This is a genomic window from Haemophilus sp. SZY H8, assembly GCF_018829755.1.
Taxonomy (GTDB): domain Bacteria; phylum Pseudomonadota; class Gammaproteobacteria; order Enterobacterales; family Pasteurellaceae; genus Haemophilus; species Haemophilus haemolyticus_K.
In genome coordinates this window covers 211,347-233,036 of the sequence record NZ_JAHKJY010000001.1, presented here as the reverse complement: position 1 = coordinate 233,036, position 21,690 = coordinate 211,347, and the positions used below count along the sequence as shown (strand labels likewise).

Sequence of the window (21,690 nt, the reverse complement as noted above, 5' to 3'; positions counted from 1 at the left end):
CAACTTTTTGGGGGGCAGATCGCTTGTTCCGCTAATTTTTACTTTATCCAACAGCGCTGTATAATGTCACGCTTTTGAATATAAACGATATGAGGGGGAAGCTCATGATTAAAATCGATACCTTACCGCAATTTTTGCGTAACAAAGTGGCGGAAAACGATGCCTTTGGTCTCGTGGAGGGCTTGTGCCAATTATTACGTAGCAGCCCCACAGAAAAAATTGCTCCGACCTTGCATTTGTTTAAGTTTATCTTAAAGAACGATAAAGAATTAGGCTGTTCTGTTTCGAAATTATTATGTGGTTGGTTATGTGGTTTACGCCTTTACCCCTTGTTTATTAGTAGCGGTATCCTTACACGTGGCGGTTTTGGACAGGAGATGAAAACGCGTATTTATGAGCGTTTTAACCCCTCTTTTAAAGATATTAATGATTTACGTGATATTTTTTATTTATTATTTAGCGATAAAAATGATGCACGCTGGATTGATGCCGTTCCTTTAAAAACGTGGCGAGGCGTATTTGGCGTCTTAACCCGTTGTACAGAACAAAAAGATCGTGAGCGTTTAAAAAATCATATTGAAAGTGAAGGGCTATTTGCCATTGAGATGCTTTCAATTTGGATTGCTGCTGAAGATATGGATCCTGAGCTGATGCGAATGGATCCCTCTCTGTTGAACGCAGATTCCCCTTTTGTGGCATTACACCATGAAGTGGTGAATTGGTTACAGGCGCGCCGCCAATCAACCGTTTTTGATGATAGCCATTTACAGGTAATGTTTAGCCAATGTAAAAAATTGGTTGAGCGTTTGCAAAAACGTGGAGCAGTGGTGGGTTCTTCTTTAAATACGGCTTATTTATTGGAGCGTCTTTCTCAGACCTTAGAACGATTAGAAATCTTGATGGCGATTTTTGTTTCAAATCGCTATTTACCACGCCGAATATTGTTATTAACTGGTTGTTTTGCCCGCGCAGCAGCAGAAAAACATAGCATCATCCGATTATGGAAACAAAGCTCTAGATTAATTTCACGTAGTATTACCCAAAATGCGGGCGATCACGGAGAGCATTACATTACTCGAGATAAAAAAGAGTATTGGGCAATGTTTTATTCTGCGGCAGGTGGTGGTGTATTAATTGCACTGATGGCGCTATTTAAAATCTATCTAGGCAGCATTATTGATGACAAAGTCTGGAAAGGGATTGCCGAAGGCTTAAATTACGGCTTAGGTTTTATGGTGATCTTTATGTTGCATTTTACGGTTGCAACGAAACAGCCAGCCATGACTGCAGCTCGTTTTGCTGAGGCTGTTGAGAAAACACCTCAAGGTAAAAGCGTCAATATGAAATTAGCCCAATTATTAGTGGATGTATTTCGCTCTCAAAGTATTGCGGTGCTAGGTAATGTACTTATTGCGATGGGATTGGCTGCATTGATTGCGTTTGGTTACCAATATAAAACGGGTGAGCCATTGATGAACGCCGATCAAATCGCTTATCAGCTGCATAGCATTGATCCTTTTGCGGGAACCTTATGGTTTGCGGCCATTGCGGGTGTATGGTTATTTTGCTCAGGGATTATTTCGGGCTATTTTGATAACCGTAGCAATTATTTGAATATGCGTATGCGTTTAACCCAACATCCGTTATTGAAAAAACTAATGTCTGAAAAGACTCGCGTTAAATTTGCTAATTATATGCATGAAAATTATGGCTCGCTTATTGGTAATCTTTGCTTTGGTATGTTGCTTGGGATTACCGGTGTAGTGGGTTACTTAACGCATCTTCCGTTAGATATTCGTCATGTAGCATTTTCATCTGCGAATGTCGGTTATATTGCCGTGAGCGGACATTTCACCTATTCATTGCTTTTACAATGCATTGGTTTTGTATTGTTGATTGGTTTAGTGAATTTAATTGTCAGTTTTTCATTAACGCTTTGGGTTGCACTGCGTTCTTTGAATGCGGAAATTGATAGCTGGTGGCCAATTTGCTATGAAGTTTGTCAAATTGTGAAAAAACGCCCATTAAGCTTATTTCTTCCTGTTCAATTAGATAAATAATCGGCTTAAGTGATCTGCACCCCACTCTCGGACTTATCACTCAATCGCTGAATTACAGGCTGAAATTGAAGAATATTTAGTGTATTACAACCAAAAACGAATTAAACTTGCTTTCAAAGGATTGAGCCCAGTGCAATACCGAGCTCAATATTTAAGTTAACTAACCTGTCCAACTTTTGGGAGCAGATCACTTTGTATATAAAAGTAGAAATGATGAATATCGTCTTTTTAGATAGTACGGCTATCCCGAAGCATATCCCCATTCCTCGTCCAAGTTTTGTGCATACTTGGACTGAATATGAGCATACTTCTTCTGCTGAAACGATTGAACGATCGAAAGATGCTGATATTGTTATTACGAGCAAAGTCATTTTTGATCGAGAAACGTTAAAACAATTACCTAAGTTAAAGTTGATTGCGATTACTGCAACCGGTACCAATAATGTTGATCTTGTGGCTGCAAAAGAAATGGGCATCGCCGTGCGTAATGTGACAGGTTATTCCAGCACAACCGTGCCAGAACACGTAATCGGTCTGATTTTTTCTTTAAAACACAGCTTTGCAGGTTGGTTACGCGATCAATTGGAAGCAAAATGGCCTAAAAGCAAACAATTTTGTTATTTTGATTACCCAATTACAGATGTGCGCGGTTCAACATTAGGCGTATTTGGTAAAGGTTGCTTAGGGACAGAAGTGGGGCGTTTGGCGAATGCCGTGGGAATGAAAGTGCTTTATGCAGAACATAAAGATGCCGCTGTTTGCCGTGAAGGTTATACGCCTTTTGATGAAGTATTAAGACAAGCGGATATTGTGACATTGCATTGTCCATTAACTGAAACAACAAAGAATTTAATGAATGCAGAAACCTTATCCAAAATGAAAAAAGGTGCATTTTTGATTAATACAGGGCGTGGACCTTTGATTGATGAACTTGCATTAATTGATGCGTTAAAAACGGGGCATTTAGGCGGAGCAGCTTTGGATGTAATGGTAAAAGAGCCGCCAGAAAAAGATAATCCGTTAATTTTAGCTGCAAAAACGATGCCTAATTTAATTATCACCCCGCATATTGCTTGGGCGAGTGATAGTGCAGTGACAACATTAGTTGGCAAAGTAATGCAAAACATCGAAGAATTTGTACAACAATTAAATCAAAAATAATGAATTTTCCTATTTCTCTTTATATTGCACTACGTTATTGGCGTGCGAAAAGTGCGGATCGTTTTGGACGATTAGTGACTAATCTTGCAAGCATAGGGATTGTGCTAGGTGTGATGGCATTGATTATCGTGCTTTCTGTGATGAATGGATTAGAAGGTTATCAAAAACAACAGGTGCTATCTTCCATTCCTCACGCGATTGTGAGTGAAGAACAGTCCATTTCTACAGAAAAAACATTAGAAAATTTACCACACTTTGTCCAAAAAGCCGTGCCGATTAATACAACAAATGTGATTTATCAAACGACAAAAGGCGTGAGCGCAGGACAAATCATTGGTATTCAATCATTTTCTGATGATCCTTTGGTTGAATCTTTTGATCAGACTAAATTTAATGAAATTTTACCGACTGGTGAATTTAAACTGGTCATTGGTGATCAACTGGCGCAAAAATTGGGCGTGAATGTTGGAGATAAAATCCGTTTGATGATTACGGAAAATAGCCAATATACACCATTCGGTCGCGTGCCAATGCAGCGTTTATTTACGGTTAGCGATATTTATTATGATTATGGCGAAGCATCGGGTTACGAAGCCTTTGCTAATATTACAGATATTGGTCGCTTAATGCGTATTCAACCACAGCAAGCGCAAGGTTATCGTTTATTTTTGAATGATCCGTTCCAAATTACAGAACTCCCACAACATTTCCCAACACAAAAAATCACGGATTGGCGTGTCCAAAAAGGTGAATTTTTCCAAGCGGTGAGAATGGAAAAAAATATGATGGGATTGTTGATTAGTTTGATCATTGTCGTGGCGATTTCCAATATTGTCACCTCATTAAGTTTAATGGTGGTGGATAAGCAAGGGGAAATAGCGATCTTGCAAACTCAGGGCTTAACAAAATCTCAAGTGCGTTCAGTATTTATTTATCAAGGATTACTGGTGGGATTTGTTGGCACATTGCTTGGTGCTATTTTAGGCGTTTTAGTCACCTTGAACTTAACGGATATTGTAAGTGCGGTAAATCCACAAGGTGTTTTTTTACCGACAGAATTGTCATTTATTCAAATGATTTTTGTCATTGGATTTTCCTTGTTGCTTTCTTTGCTTTCTACCCTTTATCCCGCTTATCGAGCAGCGAAAGTCGAACCTGCCGCTGCCTTGCGATACGAATAAGTTTTTAATGGTAAATAAATGATGGATGAACAATCACTTTTAGCTTTTGATACACAACATATTTGGCATCCTTATTCTTCAGTTTCTTCTGATATGCCACTTTATGCGGTAGAACGTGCTGATGGCGTGATAATAACCTTAAAAGATGGTAGTCGTTTGATTGATGGCATGTCTTCTTGGTGGGCAGCGTTGCATGGTTATAATCATCCTCGTTTAAATGCAGCGGCACAGAATCAGTTGGCAAAAATGAGCCATATTATGTTTGGCGGTTTTACCCATGAACCCGCGGTGGAATTAGCTCAATTATTGATACAAATTTTGCCAAATAGCTTAGATAAGATCTTTTTTGCTGATAGTGGTTCTGTTGCTGTGGAAGTGGCGATGAAAATGGCTATTCAATATCAGCACGCTCAAGGGGAAGTAAAACGGCAAAAATTCGCTACCATCCGTTCTGGTTACCATGGCGATACTTGGAATGCGATGTCGGTGTGTGATCCAACCACTGGGATGCATCATTTATTTCATCATAGCCTGCCCGTACAATATTTTCTTCCTCAACCCAATATTCCATTTAATGAGTCTTGGAATGGTCGTGCCATTGAACCTTTAGCTGATTTACTTAAGGAAAAAGGTAGCGAAATCGCCGCACTTATTTTAGAGCCTGTCGTGCAAGGTGCGGGCGGTATGTATTTTTATTCGCCAACTTATTTAGTGAAAGCGCAAGCGCTTTGTAAACAATATGGTGTATTGCTAATTTTTGATGAAATTGCCACGGGTTTTGGCCGTACAGGGAAATTATTTGCAGCCGAGCATGCTGGGATCTCGCCAGATATTATGTGCATCGGTAAAGCCTTAACAGGTGGTTATTTAACTTTATCTGCAACCATTACGACCACTGAAATTGCGCAAACTATTTGTCGCGGTGAGGCTAAATGCTTTATGCACGGACCCACTTTTATGGCAAATCCGTTGGCCTGTGCAATTGCGGTAGAATCTATCCGTTTATTGTTGGAAAGCCCTTGGCAGCAAAATATTCAGCGAATTGAGTCTTCCTTAAAACAACAGCTTTCGCCTTTAGCTGAAAAAGATTACGTCAAAGAAGTTCGCGTATTAGGGGCGATTGGGGTGGTCGAAATGAAAAGTGCGGTAAATATGAAAACTTTAGTCCCACGTTTTGTGGAACAAGGTGTTTGGATTCGACCTTTCGGAAAATTGGTTTATGTGATGCCACCATTTGTGATTAAAGATAATGAACTTCAGAAATTAACGGAAGGCATGATTCTGGCTCTAACGCAGGAATATGAACATTAGGATGAAAAATGGATGCTTTTAAACAGCAACTGGAAAAGCTTAGCGCACAAAATCAATATCGTTCAATTCCTGATTTAGTTCATCAAGGGCGATATATTACGCGAGAAAATCGCAAAATGCTTAATATGTCATCTAATGATTATTTGGGTTTGGCATCAAATGAAAATTTGCGCCAGTCTTTTTTACAGCAATATGGCGATAATTTTCCCTCTTTTACCAGTTCATCGTCTCGTTTATTAACGGGAAATTTTCCTATTTATACCGATCTTGAACAGCTCATTGCTCAACGTTTCCAACGAGAAAGCGCTTTATTATTTAACAGTGGCTATCACGCCAATCTTGGTATTTTACCGGCGTTGACGACAACAAAAAGTTTAATTTTGGCAGATAAATTAGTGCATGCCAGTATAATTGATGGTATTCGTTTAAGCCAATGTGAGTTCTTTCGTTATCGTCATAATGATTATGAACATCTAAAGAGTCTGCTCGAAAAAAATTCTGGAAAATTTGACCGCACTTTTATTGTGACAGAGTCCGTTTTTAGTATGGATGGCGATGTAGCTGATTTGAACTATCTTGTTCAATTAAAAAAACAGTTTCTCAATACTTATCTTTATGTGGATGAAGCCCATGCAATAGGCGTTTACGGTAAAAACGGATTAGGTATTGCCGAACGAGCTAATGTGATAGCTGATATAGATTTATTGGTTGGCACTTTTGGCAAAGCCTTAGCTTCAATGGGGGCTTATGTAGTCTGTGATCAAATATTAAAAGAGTGTTTGATTAATCAAATGCGCCCATTGATTTTTTCAACCGCACTTCCGCCGTTTAATGTGGCTTGGACTCATTTTATTTTTGAACGATTGCCACAACTTTCAAAAGAAAGAACGCATCTTGAGCAGTTAAGTGCATTTTTACGCCAAGAAGTGGGGTATAGAACCCAAATAATGCCAAGCCAAACTTGCATCGTTCCCTATATTTTAGGCGGGAATGAAGCCACCCTTGCCAAAGCGGAATACCTGCAAAGGCAGGGTTATTATTGCCTGCCCATCAGACCGCCGACAGTACCCAAAAATACATCCAGAATCCGCCTGTCTTTAACGGCAGATATGACAATGGATGAAGTAAAACAGTTTGTGGCATGCTTATAAGGAAATAATGTGAAAACGAAATTTTATGATCATCAAGGTGAGCATTTAATAGTTTATTTTGCTGGTTGGGGGACACCTCTTGATGCGGTAGCTCATTTGATTTTGCCAACAAATCACAATTTATTAATTTGCTACGATTATCAAGATTTGAAGTTAGATTTTGATTTTTCAGTCTATCAGCAAATTCGTGTAGTAGCATGGTCAATGGGTGTTTGGGTGGCAGAGCGAGTGTTACAAGGAATCACCTTACAATCAGCAACAGCAGTGAATGGTACAGGTTTACCTTGTGATGATAGCTTCGGTATTCCCTACGCTATTTTTAAAGGTACGCTAGATAATCTCGCAGAAAATACCCGTACAAAGTTTGAACGTAGAATCTGTGGTGATAAAGTATCTTTTGAACATTATCAACAATTTTCTGCGCGACCATTTAACGAAATTCATCAAGAACTCACCGCACTTTTTGCGATGATTCAGCAGGATAAACGCACAGATCTTATTCACTGGACAAATGCATGGGTTAGTTCTCGCGATAAAATTTTTATACCAGCTAATCAGCACCAATATTGGGCATCCCGTTGTGCCGTTCAGGAAATAGAGGGTGAGCATTATGTGTTTTCAAGATTTACCCACTGGTCGGCATTATGGAATCATTAACTTCCGTAAATAAATCGCGCATTCAACAAGCCTTCCAAAAAGCCTTAAATAGCTATGATGAACATGCGTTAATTCAACAAAAAATGAATATTAAGTTAATGATGCATTTGCAAGACTATTTACCAAATGGGTCACTAGATAGCGTTTTGGAACTTGGTTGCGGTTCTGGTATGTTGAGTACGTTGTTGCAAAAACAGATTTCAGCGAATTATTGGTTATTGAATGATTTGTGTGATGTGCGCGCTCTACTAACTGAAAAGCTGATTCAACCCTTTGATTTTTATTGTGGTGATGCGGAAAACTTTCCTTTTCAACGACAATTTGACTTGATTGCAAGTGCATCAGCCGTGCAGTGGTTCCATCATCCTGACAATTTTATTTCTCATTGTAAAACAGGATTGAAACCTAATGGGTTATTAGCGATTACGAGCTTTGGTGAAGATAATTTAAAAGAGATTCGCCAAATGACTAATGTGGGGTTAAGTTATCCAAATTTATCTCAATGGCAAAATTGGTTAGCCAATGATTTTGAGCTTTTATGGCATGACGATGTTAATGTAATACTAGACTTTGATACGCCATTGGATGTACTCAAACATCTGAAATATACAGGTGTAACAGCGACTAACCAGAAAAATTGGACAAGAAAAAATCTCAACAAATTTATTGATGATTACTTACAGGCTTTTAGGTTGCCATCGGGTAAAGTGCGGTTAACTTATCATCCATTGTTTTTTATCGCACGTTATTCTCGTGCTGGAAATTAGTAAGGCGTATTTATGGGCAAGGTTATTTTTGTATCGGGCATTGATACCGATGTAGGTAAAACGGTTGCAACAGGCATTTATGCTAAAAAGTTGATGGAACAAGGCTTTTCCGTTATTACACAAAAAATGATTCAAACAGGCTGTAAAAATATTGCTGATGATTTGCTTGTACATCGAAAGATTCAAGGCATGGATTTGACGGAAGAAGATTTACAAGGTAAAACCTGCCCTTATCTTTTTGAATACCCTTGTTCTCCTCATTTAGCTGCAAAGCTTGAAGGGCGAAAAATTAATGAAAAAATTATTGAAAAATCCACCGCACTTTTGGCAGAAAAATATGATTATGTATTGCTGGAGGGAGCGGGTGGGTTAATGGTGCCTTATTGCGAAGAGGCGACGACGTTAGATTATATCCAGTCAAACAATTACCCTTTGATTTTAGTCACATCGGGAAAATTAGGTAGCATCAACCACACATTATTAAGTTTAGAGGCTTGTCGTTCTCATGGTGTGTCAGTGCTAAGTGTAATGTATAACGGTTATCCTGAATACGATCCTATTATTAGTCAAGAGACACAAGGTTATTTAAAGGGTTATCTTAAAAAATATTTTCCTGAAACGGGGTTTGAATACTTTGAGCGCATTGAAATTTAAGCTCAGGGAAAAGTGTGATAGACTCGCGAAAGTTTTTAATGAGATGATTTGCTGCTAAAGTACGGTTAAAACGAGTAAAAAATGAATAACTATTTATTAAAATGCGAAAACATCAATAAATTTTATCAAGAAGGTGAAAATCAAACGCAAGTATTAAAAGGCGTTTCTTTTTCTATGGAACCTGCAGAGTTGGTTGCGATTGTGGGAAGCTCTGGTTCAGGGAAAAGTACTTTATTGCATACTTTGGGTGGCTTAGATCAGCCAAGTAGTGGGGAAGTGTTTATTAATGGACAATCCTTGCAAAAAGCATCTGCTAATGAATTAGCTGCTTTGCGTAATCGTTATTTAGGATTTGTGTATCAATTCCATCATTTAATGGCGGACTTTACCGCACTTGAAAATGTGATGATGCCGATGTTAATTGGACGTCAAAATAAAACAGAAGTGAAAGATCGTGCCGAAAAAATGCTAAGTGCGGTGGGATTAAGTCATAGAATTACGCATCGTCCATCAGCGCTTTCTGGTGGGGAACGTCAGCGTGTGGCGATTGCGCGGGCTTTAGTGAATAATCCATCGTTAGTTTTAGCGGATGAGCCCACAGGGAATCTCGATCATAAGGCCACAGAAAGCATTTTTGAACTCATTCAACAACTTAATCAAGAACAAAATATTGCCTTTTTATTAGTCACTCACGATATGGAGCTTGCTGAAAAATTATCACGCCGTTTAGTGATGCAAGATGGTATTTTGAAGGAAGGTGTGTGATGAATACGCCGTTTTTTATTAGTTGGCGTTATCAACGTGGCAAGCAGAAAAATCCTTTGGTTGCATTAATTGCAAAATTTTCTGCAATTGGCATTGCGCTGGGGGTTGCAGTTTTAATTGTTGGCTTAAGCGCGATGAATGGTTTTGAGCGTGAGCTTAATCAACGAATTCTTGCTGTGGTTCCTCATGCAGAGATTTTATCTGCTCCTAATGCGATGGATCCAACCATTCACCATTGGCAAAATTTGGAAACACGCTTACAACAAAATGCCCAAATTAAAGGTATTTCGCCTTTTGTTAGTTTTACTGCATTGGTAGAAAATAGCTCAAAACTGAAAGTGGTTCAGGTGAAGGGCGTTGAAAAACAAGCAGAAGATCGTGTGAGTTCTCTTGGTAATTTCGTACAAGAGCAAGGCTGGGATAAATTTGGTAAAGAAGGTGGATTAGTCTTGGGATCGGGGATTGCTAGAGAACTCGATGTAAAAGCGGGGGATTGGGTTACTTTACTTATTTCTCAGCAAAACGGCGATGAACAACTTGCTCAACCTACTCGTGAACGCGTGCAAGTCACTGCAATCTTACGTTTAGATGGGCAACTTGATTACAGTTATGCCTTATTGCCGCTTGCTCAAGCACAAGAATTTTTAACTTATAAACCTGATCAAATAACAGGTGTTGAATTGAAATTAGATGATCCTTTTTCTGTGAAAAATTTGGATTTATCTATGCTTAATGATTATCCACAGATGCTTTATATTCAAAACTGGATTGGTAAATTTGGTTATATGTATCGCGATATTCAACTTATTCGAACAGTGATGTACATCGCGATGGTGCTCGTGATTGGGGTGGCATGTTTTAATATTGTTTCTACGCTGATTATGGCGGTAAAAGATAAGCAGGGCGATATTGCCATTATGCGCACGCTTGGAGCGAATAATGCTTTCATTAAACGTATTTTTATTTGGTATGGCTTACAGGCTGGAATGAAAGGTTGCTTAATTGGTATTGTGTTAGGCATTATACTTGCATTAAATCTGACAACTTTTATTCAAGGCATTGAGTGGGTTATCGGTAAGAAATTGTTATCGGGAGATGTGTATTTTGTCGATTTTTTGCCAAGCGAGTTACATTGGTTGGATGTTTTGATGGTTTTAGTTGCAGCGCTTGCATTGAGTTTAATTGCTAGTCTTTATCCAGCAAGCCGAGCAGCTAAATTACAACCAGCCCAAGTATTAAGTAGCTATTAATTTTGTGAATACCGCATGAAAGTGCGGTATTTTTAATATTGTAAGAATCTGCTTTCAATGACTTATATGAAATTTATTTCTTAAAACCATAAAGAAAATTCATATACATCTAGATGGCTAAAACTTCAATCGCTAGATATTCTTTGTTAGAATCGACTACATTTCATTTAAAATTTAATTATAGGAAAGCATTATGAGCAAATTATTTCCAAATGCCAAAACTCGAACTCAAGCCCCTTATCGTTTTGATATTGTCGGGAGCTTTTTACGCCCAGAAACATTAAAACAAGCACGCCATCAATGTAGCTGTGGCGACATTTCTTGCGCCGACTTAACTCAAGTAGAAGATAGTGAAATTTCAAAATTAGTTGAGCATCAAAAGTCAGTGGGATTATCTGCTGTAACAGATGGGGAGTTTCGTCGAACTTTCTGGCATCTTGACTTCTTAGCCGCTTTAGATGGTGTAAAAGAAGTAGATGTAGAAAAATTTTCGGTACAATTTAAGCATCATAGTGTCCGCCCAAAAACTTTACGCATTGTTGATAAAATTGATTTTTCTGAGAATCATCCATTCATAGCACATTATCGTGCTTTACAAAAAATCTCAGGTGAAACAGAAGTAAAATTAACCATTCCTTCTCCTTCCATGTTGCATTTAATTTGTACAGTACGTGAAACAGATTATCATCCTATTGCACATTATCAAGATAATAATCAATTATTACTTGATGATATTGCTGATGCTTATATTAAAGCTATGAATATCTTCTATGCTGCAGGCTGTCGCAATTTGCAATTGGATGATACAAGTTGGGGTGAGTTTTGTGCTGAAGATAAACGCAAGGCCTATACAGAGCGAGGTTTAGATCTTGATCAAATCGCAAAAGATTATGTCTATATGATTAATAAAATTGTTGCGGCTAAACCAGCTGATCTAGCCATTACAATGCATATTTGCCGAGGTAATTTCCGTTCTACTTGGTTCTCTGCTGGTGGTTATGAACCTATAGCAGAAATCTTATTTGGTCACTGTAATGTAGATGGTTTCTTCTTAGAATATGATAGTGATCGTGCGGGTGATTTTAAACCGTTACGTTTTATTAAGAATCAGCAAGTTGTTCTAGGATTAGTGACATCCAAATCAGGTGACTTAGAAAATCGTGATGAAATTATTGCACGCATTAAGGAAGCAACACAATATGTCGATATTAATCAGCTTTGTTTAAGCCCTCAATGTGGTTTTGCTTCTACAGAAGAAGGCAATATTTTAACTGAAGAACAACAATGGAAAAAATTAGAGTTTATCCGTGACATCTCTGAAGAGGTCTGGGGAAAATAAATATATTTATTTCCAATGTTATATAAAAATAGCCGCATAAAGTGCGGCTATTTTTTTACTTGTTTTAAATATTCTAAAAAATTGCTTAAAACCTGTTTTATATCAAAAAATCCACATAATTTATAAGTCTATGTTCTTTATTTAGGCGTATTATATTACTCGGAATGAGTAATTCATTCTGGTTATCTAAAATAAGGACATTACTATGACAATTAAAAAAGTGATTACTGTCTGTCCGTATTGCGCTTCAGGTTGTAAGATCAATCTATTGGTTGAGAACAACAAAATTGTGGGTGCTGAAGGTGCAAACGGTAAAACAAACGAACGGGAGCTTTGCCTGAAAGGATATTATGGTTGGGATTTCGTGCATGACACAAAAATCCTCACTCCTCGCCTAACTCAACCGATGATTCGCTACAAACGTGGAGAACCGTTCACGCCAGTGAGCTGGGAAGAAGCAATTTCCTATTCAGCAAAACGTTTACAAGAAATTAGAGAAAAATATGGCAACGAGTCAATTATGGTAACGGGTTCTTCTCGTGGACCAGGTAACGAAGTGAATTTCGTTATGCAAAAATTTGCTCGTGCGGTATTAGGCAATAACAACATTGACTGTTGTGCACGTGTCTGACATGGCCCATCTGTAGCAGGTCTGCTCAAATCAGTGGGTAATGGCGCGATGTCCAACTCAATCGTTGAGATTGAAGACACTAAATGCGTATTTATCTTTGGCTATAATGCCTCAACGTCTCACCCTATTGTGGCGCGTCGTATTAACCACGCAAAAGCAAAAGGGGCGAAGATTATTGTTTGTGACCCTCGTAAAATTGAAACCGCTCGTATTGCTGACATTTATGCGCCACTTGCTAACGGCAGTAACGTCGCATTTTTGAATGCAATGATGAACGTGATTCTTGAAGAAGGGTTACAAGATCAAAAATTTATTGATGAACATACCGAAAATTTCGATGCGTTCTATGAAACTGTAAAAGCTTATACACCTGAATCAACTCAACATATCACTGGCGTTGAGCCTGAAATGTTGAGAGAAATTGCCCGCACTTATGCAAAAGCAGAAACTGCGACAATCCTATGGGGTATGGGGGTATGTCAGTTCCGTCAAGGTGTGGAGACTGTACGTGCGTTGGCAAGTTTAGCAATGCTGACGGGTAATCTTGGTAAACCAAATGTTGGTGTAAACCCTGTGCGTGGTCAAAACAACGTACAAGGCGCATGTGACATGGGGGCTTTATATAATACTTTACCTGGTTATCAAAGCTATGCGGATCCAGAAATCAACGCTAAATTTGCGAAAGCATGGGGTGTACCGTCTATCCCAACCAAACCAGGTGTACCATTGAGTGAAGTGCCACATGCAGTGGCAGAAGGTAAACTCAAAGCATTCTATATTATGGGTGAAGATACTTTACAAACTGAACCTGATTTAAATGCAATGAAACAAACCTTTAAAGATCTTGAGTTTATTATTGTTCAAGATATCTTTATGACTCAAACTGCAGCGGAAGCGGATGTGATTTTACCAGCAACATCTTGTGCAGAACATGAAGGTGTTTATAGTGCGGCTGACCGTGGTTTCCAACGTTTCTATAAAGCGGTAGATCCTGTTGGTGATGTGAAAGACGACTGGGAAATCATTAGTCTTATGGCACAAGCTTTGGGTTATCCAATGCATTACAACAACACCAAAGAAATTTGGGATGAGTTGCGTGAGCTTTGCCCAATTTATAAAGGCGCAACTTACGAAAAAATGGAAGGCTTGGGTTATATTCAATGGCCATGTACAGATGAAGGCCCTGAAGATCAAGGCACTACATACTTATATGAAGGTCAAATCTTCGACCGTCCAAATGGTAAAGCTGAATTCTTTGCTTGCGATTGGGAACCACCAATGGAAGAAGTCTCTGAAGAATATCCATTAGTGCTTTCTACCGTGCGTGAAGTTGGTCACTATTCTTGCCGTTCAATGACGGGTAACTGCCGTGCACTTGCTGCATTGGCTGATGAGCCAGGATTTGTTCAAATGAACGACCAAGATGCGAAAGCGTTAGGCATTAAGAATAATGAGCTTGTTTGGATTTCTTCATCTCGTGGTAAAGTGATATCTCGTGCTGATGTAAGTTCTCGTACTAACAAAGGTGCGTGTTATATGACTTACCAATGGTGGATCGGAAAATGTAACGAACTCACCGCTGAACATTTAAATCCGGGATCTCGTACTCCGGAATATAAATACAGCGCAGTGCGTATCGAAAAAATTGAAGATCAACGTTGGGCTGAGCACTATGTTGTCACTGAATATACTAAGCTCAAATCTCGTTTAAAAGAAACCGCACTTGTGGCTTAATAATATTTATCATGATGAGGACAGGCTTTATGCCTGTCCTTTTTTATGTCTAATGAAATATGATATGGGTAAGAATATTGGAAATGTTAAAAAAGAGCGGCTTATTCAAAGGCAATTTCTTTAATACGCAATTCATCACCGCTTTGTCGTTGTAAGTGTATGCTGCCACAATTTGGACAAGAATCATGATGAGCTTGTATCTCAACTAATTTTTGACACTGCCAACACCAGGCTTGCGCTGCAATAGGAATTAGATGAAGTTTACAGCCTTCAGCAGCCGTACCTTGAAAGGTTATATCAAAACAAAATTCTAATGCATCAGGTTCTACACAAGAGAGCGCGCCAATTTCTAGCCAAAGATCCGTAACTTTTTTTATATCGTGACTCTTGCATTGTTGTTCTACTATTTCCAGCATATTTTGACAAAGAGACAATTCGTGCATAATTTTTCCTTTTGTTTTTCTTCCTTAAAACAAATGCCTTTATCAATTCAAGATAAAGGCATTTCTCTAAAACATTGTCAATTTCAACCGCACTTTACACGAGCATATTTACAACTGCAAATGAAACTTTTAATAGCGCAGCGTTGATTAAGTCGATAAAGAATGCACCGACCATTGGAACGATTAAAAATGCTTTGTGTGATGGCCCAAAACGGCTGGTAATGGCTTGCATATTTGCAACGGCTGTTGGGGTTGCACCTAAACCGAAACCACAGTGACCAGAGCTTAATACAACCGCATCATAATCTTTACCCATTGCGCGATAAGTAACATAGATGGCAAATACCGCCATAAAGACAACTTGTACTGCAAGGATGATTAATACATCTACCGCTAAGCCTGCAAGTTCCCAAAGTTTTAATGACATTAGGGCGATAGCTAAGAAGATAGATAAACCCACGCTACCTAATACATCAATAGCCGAATCCGCTACTTGGAAACGGAAGATATTGGTTAAAATATTGCGGATAATTACACCGGTAAATAAACACCATACAAATGTTGGTAATTGGAATGCGGTGCCTTTTGTTTGTGCATCTAAATATTGACCGATAAGCAAACAGATAGACATCATTGCAATAGTTTCAATTAACGAACGTGAAGTAATTTTACGTTTGTAAGTTGGATGTTCAAAGGCTTCTTGAATATCATCTACTTCATCATTTTCAGGATTTTCACCTTGTTTTTGACGATTTAATAAGAAACGTGCAACAGGGCCACCAATGATACCACCGAAGACTAAACCAAAGGTTGCACATGCCATAGCAATTTCAGTTGCGCCTTGTAGATTAAATTGGTGAACAAATGTATCAGCCCATGCAGCACCAGTACCATGACCGCCAGTTAATGTGACAGAACCTGCTAATAAACCGTATGCTGGGTGGATACCTAATGCTAATGAACCTACGACACCAATAACATTTTGGCAAATAATTAGCAAACCAGCGACGAATAAAAATACGATAAGTGGTTTTCCGCCTTTAATTAAACGGGAAAAGTTTGCGCTTAAACCAATGGAAGTGAAGAACACTAACATCATGGTAGTTTGCAAATTTTTATCGAAGTTAAAGGATGTACCATCTACTTTATTCCAAATTAAAAGACCAATAGCAACAATAAAACCACCAACAACCGGCTCAGGAATGTTGAATGTTTTTAAGATGCTGATTCGTTTAACGAGGAAAAAGCCCAAAAGCAAGACTAAGCTTGCCAGTGCAAGGGTTTCATACGTGCTAAATGTATAGCTCATAAATTGGATCTCCCTATGTTGTGTTTAAGTTATGTGTTGTGTTGCGGTTCGATTACCACTATTTCAATATTGGTATGTAATCCGCGTGGTAATGTCGAACCTTTTCTGCCTCGTTCAGCACGGAACTTCTGCAGATCTTCCGGTTTTAATACAATTTTTCGTTTTCCGGAATGAAATTCAAGACTAGCTTGATCTGAAATGAGCAATAATTTTACTAACAATTCACTGCGTTCTTTTGCATTTGCGGCAGGAATTGTCACAATTTTATTGCCTTTGCCTTTTGATAATGCCGGTAAATCTTTTGCCGGAAAAATCAACATTCTGCCAGCGGATGTCATAGCGACAACAAGTGCAGCGGCATTCGACAGCGTCTTAGGCTCCATCACTTTGGCATTTTCCGGTAAAGAAATCAAGGCTTTTCCTGCTTTATTGCGTGCAATTAAATCTTCAAATTTACAAATAAAACCATAACCCGCATCAGAAGCCATCAATAATTCTTGCTGTTCACTGGCCATTACGACATATTCAATGGTCGCACCAGCTGGTAAATTTAGTTTACCTGTGAGTGGTTCACCTTGCGAACGCGCGGAAGGTAATGAAAGCGGATCGAGTGCATAACTCCGCCCCGTACTATCAATGAATACAACGGCTTGATTACTCTTGCCACAAGCATGAGCTCGATAATTATCACCCGCTTTGTAGCTTAATGATTTAGGATCGATATCATGTCCTTTAGCGCAACGTACCCAGCCCATTTCTGATAAGATGACAGTGACAGGCTCTGCTGGCGTCATGTCACTTTCAGAGATCATTTTGGCTTCTTCACGTTCGACCAGTTGAGACATACGTGGACTTGCATATTTTTTCGCATCTTCTTGAATTTCTTTTTTGATAAGCGTATTCAAACGGCGTTCTGAGCCTAAAATTGCTTCTAAATTTAACCGCTCTTTTTCAAGTTCATCTTGTTCAGCTTTGAGTTGGTTTTCTTCTAATTTTGCTAAATGACGTAAGCGTAAATTTAAAATTGCATCGGCTTGTTCATCGCTTAAATTAAAGCGTGCCATCAGCTCTGCTTTAGGATCATCTTCATGACGTATAATTTCGATAACTTCATCAATATTTAAAAAGGCTATCATCAAACCTTCTAAAATATGCAAGCGAGAGAGCACTTTATCCAAACGATATTGAAGGCGACGAGTTACCGTTGTGCGACGGAAGGCAAGCCATTCATTTAAGATTTCTAATAAGCCTTTTACCGCAGGTTTATGATCAAGTCCGATCATATTCATATTTACACGGTAGCTTTTTTCAAGATCTGTGGTAGCAAATAAATGTGCCATTAACGCATCAGTATCGACTCGGTTTGATCGAGGGACTAGCACAATGCGAATTGGATTTTCGTGATCGGCTTCATCACGAATATCTTCTAGCATTAGCAGTTTTTTTGCCGTCATTTGTTCGGCTATTTGGGCAATAACTTTGGATGGCGAAGATTGATGCGGAAGTGCTGAGATAATAATTTCACCGTCTTCTTTTTTCCAAGTTGCACGCATTTTTATTGAGCCACGGCCTTGCTCATAAATTTTACGAATTTCTGATTTTGGCGAAATAATTTCCGCTTCTGTTGGAAAATCTGGGCCTTGAACAATTTCAAGTACATCATCTAATCCCGCTTTAGGATTATCTAACAACATTACTGCCGCATCAGCAATTTCGTTAATATTGTGTGGTGGAATATCTGTGGCCATCCCTACCGCAATACCTGTTGTGCCGTTCAATAAAATATGTGGTAAACGAGCAGGTAAATATTGTGGTTCAGCCAAGGTTCCATCAAAGTTTGGTTGATAATCAACTGTTCCTTGTCCAAGTTCACTCAACAAGATTTCAGAGATTTTAGATAGGCGAGATTCCGTATAACGCATGGCAGCGAAGGATTTTGGATCATCTGGTGCCCCCCAGTTACCTTGACCATCTACAAGTGGATAACGATAAGAGAATGGTTGTGCCATTAACACCATCGCTTCATAACAAGCAATGTCTCCATGTGGATGGAATTTACCGAGTACATCACCGACGGTACGGGCAGATTTTTTGTATTTTGCCGTGGCATTCAAGCCAAGTTCAGACATCGCATATACAATACGGCGTTGAACGGGTTTTAAACCATCGCCGATAAAAGGCAACGCACGATCCATGATGACATACATGGAATAGTTGAGATAAGCCCTTTCGGTGAAGGTACGTAGAGGCATTTGTTCAATGCCTTCATAATTGATATTTGTCATTTTGGTTTCTGTTAATTGAATATATTCTTAATTTATTGAAATTCGGATTTGCTGAGATTAATTTAGTCTAAACAGATAAATCAACCTGATCGCCTTTCGCTTGCAACCAATTTTTACGGTCTTCGGAACGTTTTTTTGCTAACAACATATCCATGAGTTCTAATGTATCCGCGCCTTGGTCTTCTTCTAAATCATAAGTTAATTGAACAAGGCGACGAGTGTTAGGATCCATTGTTGTTTCACGCAATTGCGATGGATTCATTTCACCCAAACCTTTAAAACGTTGAACATTCGGTTTGCCTTTTTTATTTTTCAACCGATCTAAAATCGCCTCTTTTTCACTTTCATCTAATGCGTAGAAGACTTCTTTATTTAAGTCAATGCGATAAAGTGGTGGCATAGCCACATAAACGTGACCGTCTTGTACCAATTTCGGAAAATGGCGTAAGAACAGGGCGCAGAGTAGGGTGGCAATATGCAGACCATCGGAGTCAGCATCCGCGAGAATACATACTTTACCATAGCGAAGTTGTGATAAATCATTGCTATCAGGATCGATCCCTAGAGCCACGGCGATATCGTGAATTTCTGTTGAACCTAATACTTGATCAGGTGACACTTCCCATGTATTTAAGATTTTTCCACGTAACGGCAAAATAGCTTGATATTCGCGATCACGCGCTTGTTTTGCTGAACCGCCCGCAGAGTCGCCCTCCACTAAAAATAATTCCGTTTTTTCTAAATCCTGTGAACCGCAATCTGCTAATTTTCCCGGTAATGCAGGGCCGCTAACGAGTTTTTTTCGCACGACTTTTTTTGCTGCGCGTAATCGGCGTTGTGCAGAACTGATTGCAATTTCTGCTAATTTTTCAGCGTCTTGTACATTTTGATTTAGCCATAGACTGAACGCATCTTTTAAAACACCGCTGACAAACACCGCACTTTGGCGTGATGATAAGCGTTCCTTAGTTTGCCCTGCGAATTGTGCATCCTGCATTTTAAGGGAAAGAATGTAAGAACAACGATCCCAAATATCATCAGCGGTAAGTTTTACGCCGCGTGGTAATAGATTTCTAAATTCGCAAAATTCTCGAATGGCATCTAATAAACCTTGGCGTAAGCCATTAACATGTGTTCCGCCTTGAATTGTTGGAATTAAGTTTACATAGCTTTCGCCAATCAGCTCGCCTCCTTCTGGCAACCAAAGTAATGCCCAGCTAACGGCTTCATTTGTGCCTTTAAATTCACCAACGAATGCTTTTTCCGGAAGCGTTTCAAAGCCATCAACTGCTTCGATAAGGTAATCGGAAAGACCATCTTCATATAACCAAATGTCTTGAGTATTGTTTACTTTATCAATAAATTTGATTTCAAGCCCTGAGCAGAGTACCGCTTTCGCTCTTAATAAATGGCGTAGACGGCTAACGGAAAATTTTGCGCTGTCAAAATATTTGGGATTTGGTTTGAAGTGAACGGTTGTTCCCGTTGTGCGTCTGCCACAAGTCCCAATAACTTCCAATTCTTCTACTTTACTGCCGTTTTCAAAGGCAATTTTATACACTTCACCATTGCGTTTGACTTGAATATCCACGCGTTCAGAAAGTGCATTCACCACAGAAATCCCCACACCGTGTAAACCACCGGCAAATTCATAATTTTTATTGGAGAATTTACCACCAGCATGTAATTTAGTCAGAATTACCTCTACGCCGGAAACGCCTTCTGTAGGATGAATATCCACAGGCATACCTCGACCATTATCTGTGACTTCAATGGATTGATCTGGGTGTAAAATTACTTCAATTTTTGTAGCAAAACCCGCAAGCGCCTCATCCACGCTGTTATCAATAACTTCTTGTGCAAGATGATTCGGACGAGTGGTGTCTGTATACATACCGGGGCGAATTTGCACCGGCTCGAGATCTTTAAGAACGGTAATTTCTTGAGCTGAATAATTGGTTGTCATGGTTAGATGAGTCGTTAATTTTTTAAATTTGAGAAAATTCTATCAAAAAGTGCGGTGATATTCGACCGCACTTTTAATCGTATAAACTAGGCGTATTTTCATCTGGGCGCGTTTTAAAACGGCGATGTAGCCACATATATTGTGATATGCCCTTCATGATTTCCTTTTCAACGATTTGATTCATTCGCGCAGCAATCGCCGTTTCATCTTGTAAATCTGTAAAATCAACAGGCGCTGAAATACTCACGGTATAGCCTGAACCATCTTTATTGCGTAATGGCGCAAATGGAATCACTTTGCTGTTTTGTGAGGATTTCAATAAATAATAACTACCAGTGGTTGTGCAAGCATCGGGCACCGCAAAAAATGGTACAAAAACGGCATTTTTTCTGCCGTAATCGTGATCAGGCGCATACCAAATGGTTTCTTCGTGACGTAAAGCTTTGATCATTCCGCGTAAATCTTTACGATCAAGCATATCTTTATTAGAGCGTAAACGACCTTGCGTTTGTAGCCAATCAAGCAAAGGATTATCATTTGGACGATAAACGCCAATTCCGGGATGGTGCAAACCAAGAATGCGTGCGCCAAGTTCTAGCGTTAAGAAATGAACACCGACGAGAACAATTCCATCTTTTTGATTTTCTTTTAGATAATGTAAGCCTTCAACTTTTGACCATTTTTTGATACGTAAATCCGACCAAAACCAAGCCATGCCAGTTTCGATAATTGCCATGCCTACTGAGCGGAGATTTTCTTGCAAAATCGCCTCACGCTCATTCTCTGGCATGTTAGGGAAACAAAGTTCAAGATTACGGTGTGCAATGGCAGCTCGACGTTTACCCACTTTTAAATGTGAAAATAGCCAACCGAGACCATTACCAATATGACGCAAAATAGGATAGGGAAGACATAAAATACTTCGCCAAATTGCCACGCCTAACCAAAACAGCCAGTATTTTGGGGCTAAAAAGTGCGGTTGAAATTGAGGGAGTTTTTCGTTTTTCATTGTTCTTTCCACGTAAG

17 protein-coding genes and 1 pseudogene are annotated in these 21,690 nt (G+C 39.1%); 13 read left to right on the top strand and 5 right to left on the bottom strand.

Annotated features, from left to right (window positions below; genetic code table 11):
* Positions 1–104 precede the first annotated feature (104 nt).
* The 13 genes and pseudogenes from KKW16_RS01085 to fdhF all read left to right on the top strand — a co-directional run bounded on the left by KKW16_RS01085 (position 105) and on the right by fdhF (position 14,661).
* Positions 105–2,060: a site-specific recombinase gene (locus tag KKW16_RS01085; RefSeq protein WP_215767801.1), complete on the top strand. Its 1,956-nt coding sequence runs from the start codon at positions 105–107 to the stop codon at positions 2,058–2,060.
* A gap of 37 nt (positions 2,061–2,097) precedes the next feature.
* Positions 2,098–2,220, top strand: a pseudogene (locus KKW16_RS01080) (IS3 family transposase); the annotation flags it as partial.
* 53 nt (positions 2,221–2,273) lie between these two features.
* Positions 2,274–3,221, top strand: a complete 948-nt coding sequence (locus KKW16_RS01075; RefSeq protein ID WP_215767800.1) for a 2-hydroxyacid dehydrogenase — start codon at positions 2,274–2,276, stop codon at positions 3,219–3,221.
* The gene (locus tag KKW16_RS01070; RefSeq protein WP_215767799.1) at positions 3,221–4,402 is read left to right on the top strand and encodes a lipoprotein-releasing ABC transporter permease subunit; all 1,182 of its coding nucleotides are present in this window, start codon (positions 3,221–3,223) and stop codon (positions 4,400–4,402) included. Before KKW16_RS01075 ends, KKW16_RS01070 begins: the two co-directional genes overlap by 1 nt.
* A 21-nt stretch (positions 4,403–4,423) precedes the next feature.
* Positions 4,424–5,713, top strand: a complete 1,290-nt coding sequence (gene bioA / locus KKW16_RS01065) for an adenosylmethionine--8-amino-7-oxononanoate transaminase (protein ID WP_215767904.1) — start codon at positions 4,424–4,426, stop codon at positions 5,711–5,713.
* Between the two features lie 8 nt (positions 5,714–5,721).
* On the top strand, positions 5,722–6,864 hold the full coding sequence (bioF, locus tag KKW16_RS01060; RefSeq protein ID WP_215767798.1) for an 8-amino-7-oxononanoate synthase: 1,143 nt from the start codon (positions 5,722–5,724) through the stop codon (positions 6,862–6,864).
* 9 nt (positions 6,865–6,873) lie between these two features.
* Positions 6,874–7,521 (top strand): pimeloyl-ACP methyl esterase BioG family protein, encoded by a 648-nt coding sequence (locus tag KKW16_RS01055; RefSeq protein ID WP_215767797.1) that lies wholly within the window; start codon positions 6,874–6,876, stop codon positions 7,519–7,521.
* A complete protein-coding gene (gene bioC / locus KKW16_RS01050) occupies positions 7,509–8,288 on the top strand; it encodes a malonyl-ACP O-methyltransferase BioC (RefSeq protein ID WP_215767796.1) in 780 nt (259 codons plus the stop codon). Before KKW16_RS01055 ends, bioC begins: the two co-directional genes overlap by 13 nt.
* A gap of 12 nt (positions 8,289–8,300) precedes the next feature.
* Positions 8,301–8,942: a dethiobiotin synthase gene (gene bioD / locus KKW16_RS01045; protein ID WP_215767795.1), complete on the top strand. Its 642-nt coding sequence runs from the start codon at positions 8,301–8,303 to the stop codon at positions 8,940–8,942.
* A gap of 81 nt (positions 8,943–9,023) precedes the next feature.
* Positions 9,024–9,707: a lipoprotein-releasing ABC transporter ATP-binding protein LolD gene (gene lolD, locus KKW16_RS01040; protein ID WP_215767794.1), complete on the top strand. Its 684-nt coding sequence runs from the start codon at positions 9,024–9,026 to the stop codon at positions 9,705–9,707.
* Positions 9,707–10,957: a lipoprotein-releasing ABC transporter permease subunit LolE gene (gene lolE / locus KKW16_RS01035; RefSeq protein WP_215767793.1), complete on the top strand. Its 1,251-nt coding sequence runs from the start codon at positions 9,707–9,709 to the stop codon at positions 10,955–10,957. The genes lolD and lolE overlap by 1 nt, the downstream gene beginning before the upstream one ends.
* Before the next feature lie 193 nt (positions 10,958–11,150).
* Entirely contained in the window at positions 11,151–12,296 is a 1,146-nt protein-coding gene (locus KKW16_RS01030) for a 5-methyltetrahydropteroyltriglutamate--homocysteine S-methyltransferase (protein WP_140518806.1), read from the top strand.
* Between the two features lie 205 nt (positions 12,297–12,501).
* On the top strand, positions 12,502–14,661 hold the full coding sequence (fdhF, locus tag KKW16_RS01020) for a formate dehydrogenase subunit alpha (protein WP_252347856.1): 2,160 nt from the start codon (positions 12,502–12,504) through the stop codon (positions 14,659–14,661).
* A 101-nt stretch (positions 14,662–14,762) separates the two neighbouring features.
* Here fdhF and hypA read toward each other — a convergent pair whose 3' ends face one another.
* The 5 genes from hypA to htrB form a co-directional block, all read right to left on the bottom strand.
* Complete coding sequence (gene hypA / locus KKW16_RS01015) at positions 14,763–15,104, bottom strand: hydrogenase maturation nickel metallochaperone HypA (RefSeq protein ID WP_005633520.1); 342 nt, start codon at positions 15,102–15,104, stop codon at positions 14,763–14,765.
* 94 nt (positions 15,105–15,198) lie between these two features.
* On the bottom strand, positions 15,199–16,413 hold the full coding sequence (gene gltS, locus KKW16_RS01010) for a sodium/glutamate symporter (RefSeq protein ID WP_118854990.1): 1,215 nt from the start codon (positions 16,411–16,413) through the stop codon (positions 15,199–15,201).
* Between the two features lie 29 nt (positions 16,414–16,442).
* Complete coding sequence (gene parC / locus KKW16_RS01005) at positions 16,443–18,698, bottom strand: DNA topoisomerase IV subunit A (protein WP_215767792.1); 2,256 nt, start codon at positions 18,696–18,698, stop codon at positions 16,443–16,445.
* Positions 18,699–18,765: 67 nt separating this feature from the next.
* Entirely contained in the window at positions 18,766–20,664 is a 1,899-nt protein-coding gene (parE, locus tag KKW16_RS01000) for a DNA topoisomerase IV subunit B (RefSeq protein WP_215767791.1), read from the bottom strand.
* Positions 20,665–20,737: 73 nt separating this feature from the next.
* Positions 20,738–21,673 (bottom strand): lipid A biosynthesis lauroyl acyltransferase HtrB, encoded by a 936-nt coding sequence (htrB, locus tag KKW16_RS00995; RefSeq protein ID WP_215767790.1) that lies wholly within the window; start codon positions 21,671–21,673, stop codon positions 20,738–20,740.
* Positions 21,674–21,690 lie beyond the last annotated feature (17 nt).

Coding starts and splice junctions, on each gene's coding strand:
- KKW16_RS01085 (WP_215767801.1), top strand. CDS start 105: ATGATTAAAATCGATACCTTACCGCAATTTTTGCGTAACAAAGTGGCG.
- KKW16_RS01075 (WP_215767800.1), top strand. CDS start 2,274: ATGAATATCGTCTTTTTAGATAGTACGGCTATCCCGAAGCATATCCCC.
- KKW16_RS01070 (WP_215767799.1), top strand. CDS start 3,221: ATGAATTTTCCTATTTCTCTTTATATTGCACTACGTTATTGGCGTGCG.
- bioA (WP_215767904.1), top strand. CDS start 4,424: ATGGATGAACAATCACTTTTAGCTTTTGATACACAACATATTTGGCAT.
- bioF (WP_215767798.1), top strand. CDS start 5,722: ATGGATGCTTTTAAACAGCAACTGGAAAAGCTTAGCGCACAAAATCAA.
- bioC (WP_215767796.1), top strand. CDS start 7,509: ATGGAATCATTAACTTCCGTAAATAAATCGCGCATTCAACAAGCCTTC.
- bioD (WP_215767795.1), top strand. CDS start 8,301: ATGGGCAAGGTTATTTTTGTATCGGGCATTGATACCGATGTAGGTAAA.
- lolD (WP_215767794.1), top strand. CDS start 9,024: ATGAATAACTATTTATTAAAATGCGAAAACATCAATAAATTTTATCAA.
- lolE (WP_215767793.1), top strand. CDS start 9,707: ATGAATACGCCGTTTTTTATTAGTTGGCGTTATCAACGTGGCAAGCAG.
- KKW16_RS01030 (WP_140518806.1), top strand. CDS start 11,151: ATGAGCAAATTATTTCCAAATGCCAAAACTCGAACTCAAGCCCCTTAT.
- hypA (WP_005633520.1), bottom strand. CDS start 15,104: ATGCACGAATTGTCTCTTTGTCAAAATATGCTGGAAATAGTAGAACAA.
- gltS (WP_118854990.1), bottom strand. CDS start 16,413: ATGAGCTATACATTTAGCACGTATGAAACCCTTGCACTGGCAAGCTTA.
- parC (WP_215767792.1), bottom strand. CDS start 18,698: ATGACAAATATCAATTATGAAGGCATTGAACAAATGCCTCTACGTACC.
- parE (WP_215767791.1), bottom strand. CDS start 20,664: ATGACAACCAATTATTCAGCTCAAGAAATTACCGTTCTTAAAGATCTC.
- htrB (WP_215767790.1), bottom strand. CDS start 21,673: ATGAAAAACGAAAAACTCCCTCAATTTCAACCGCACTTTTTAGCCCCA.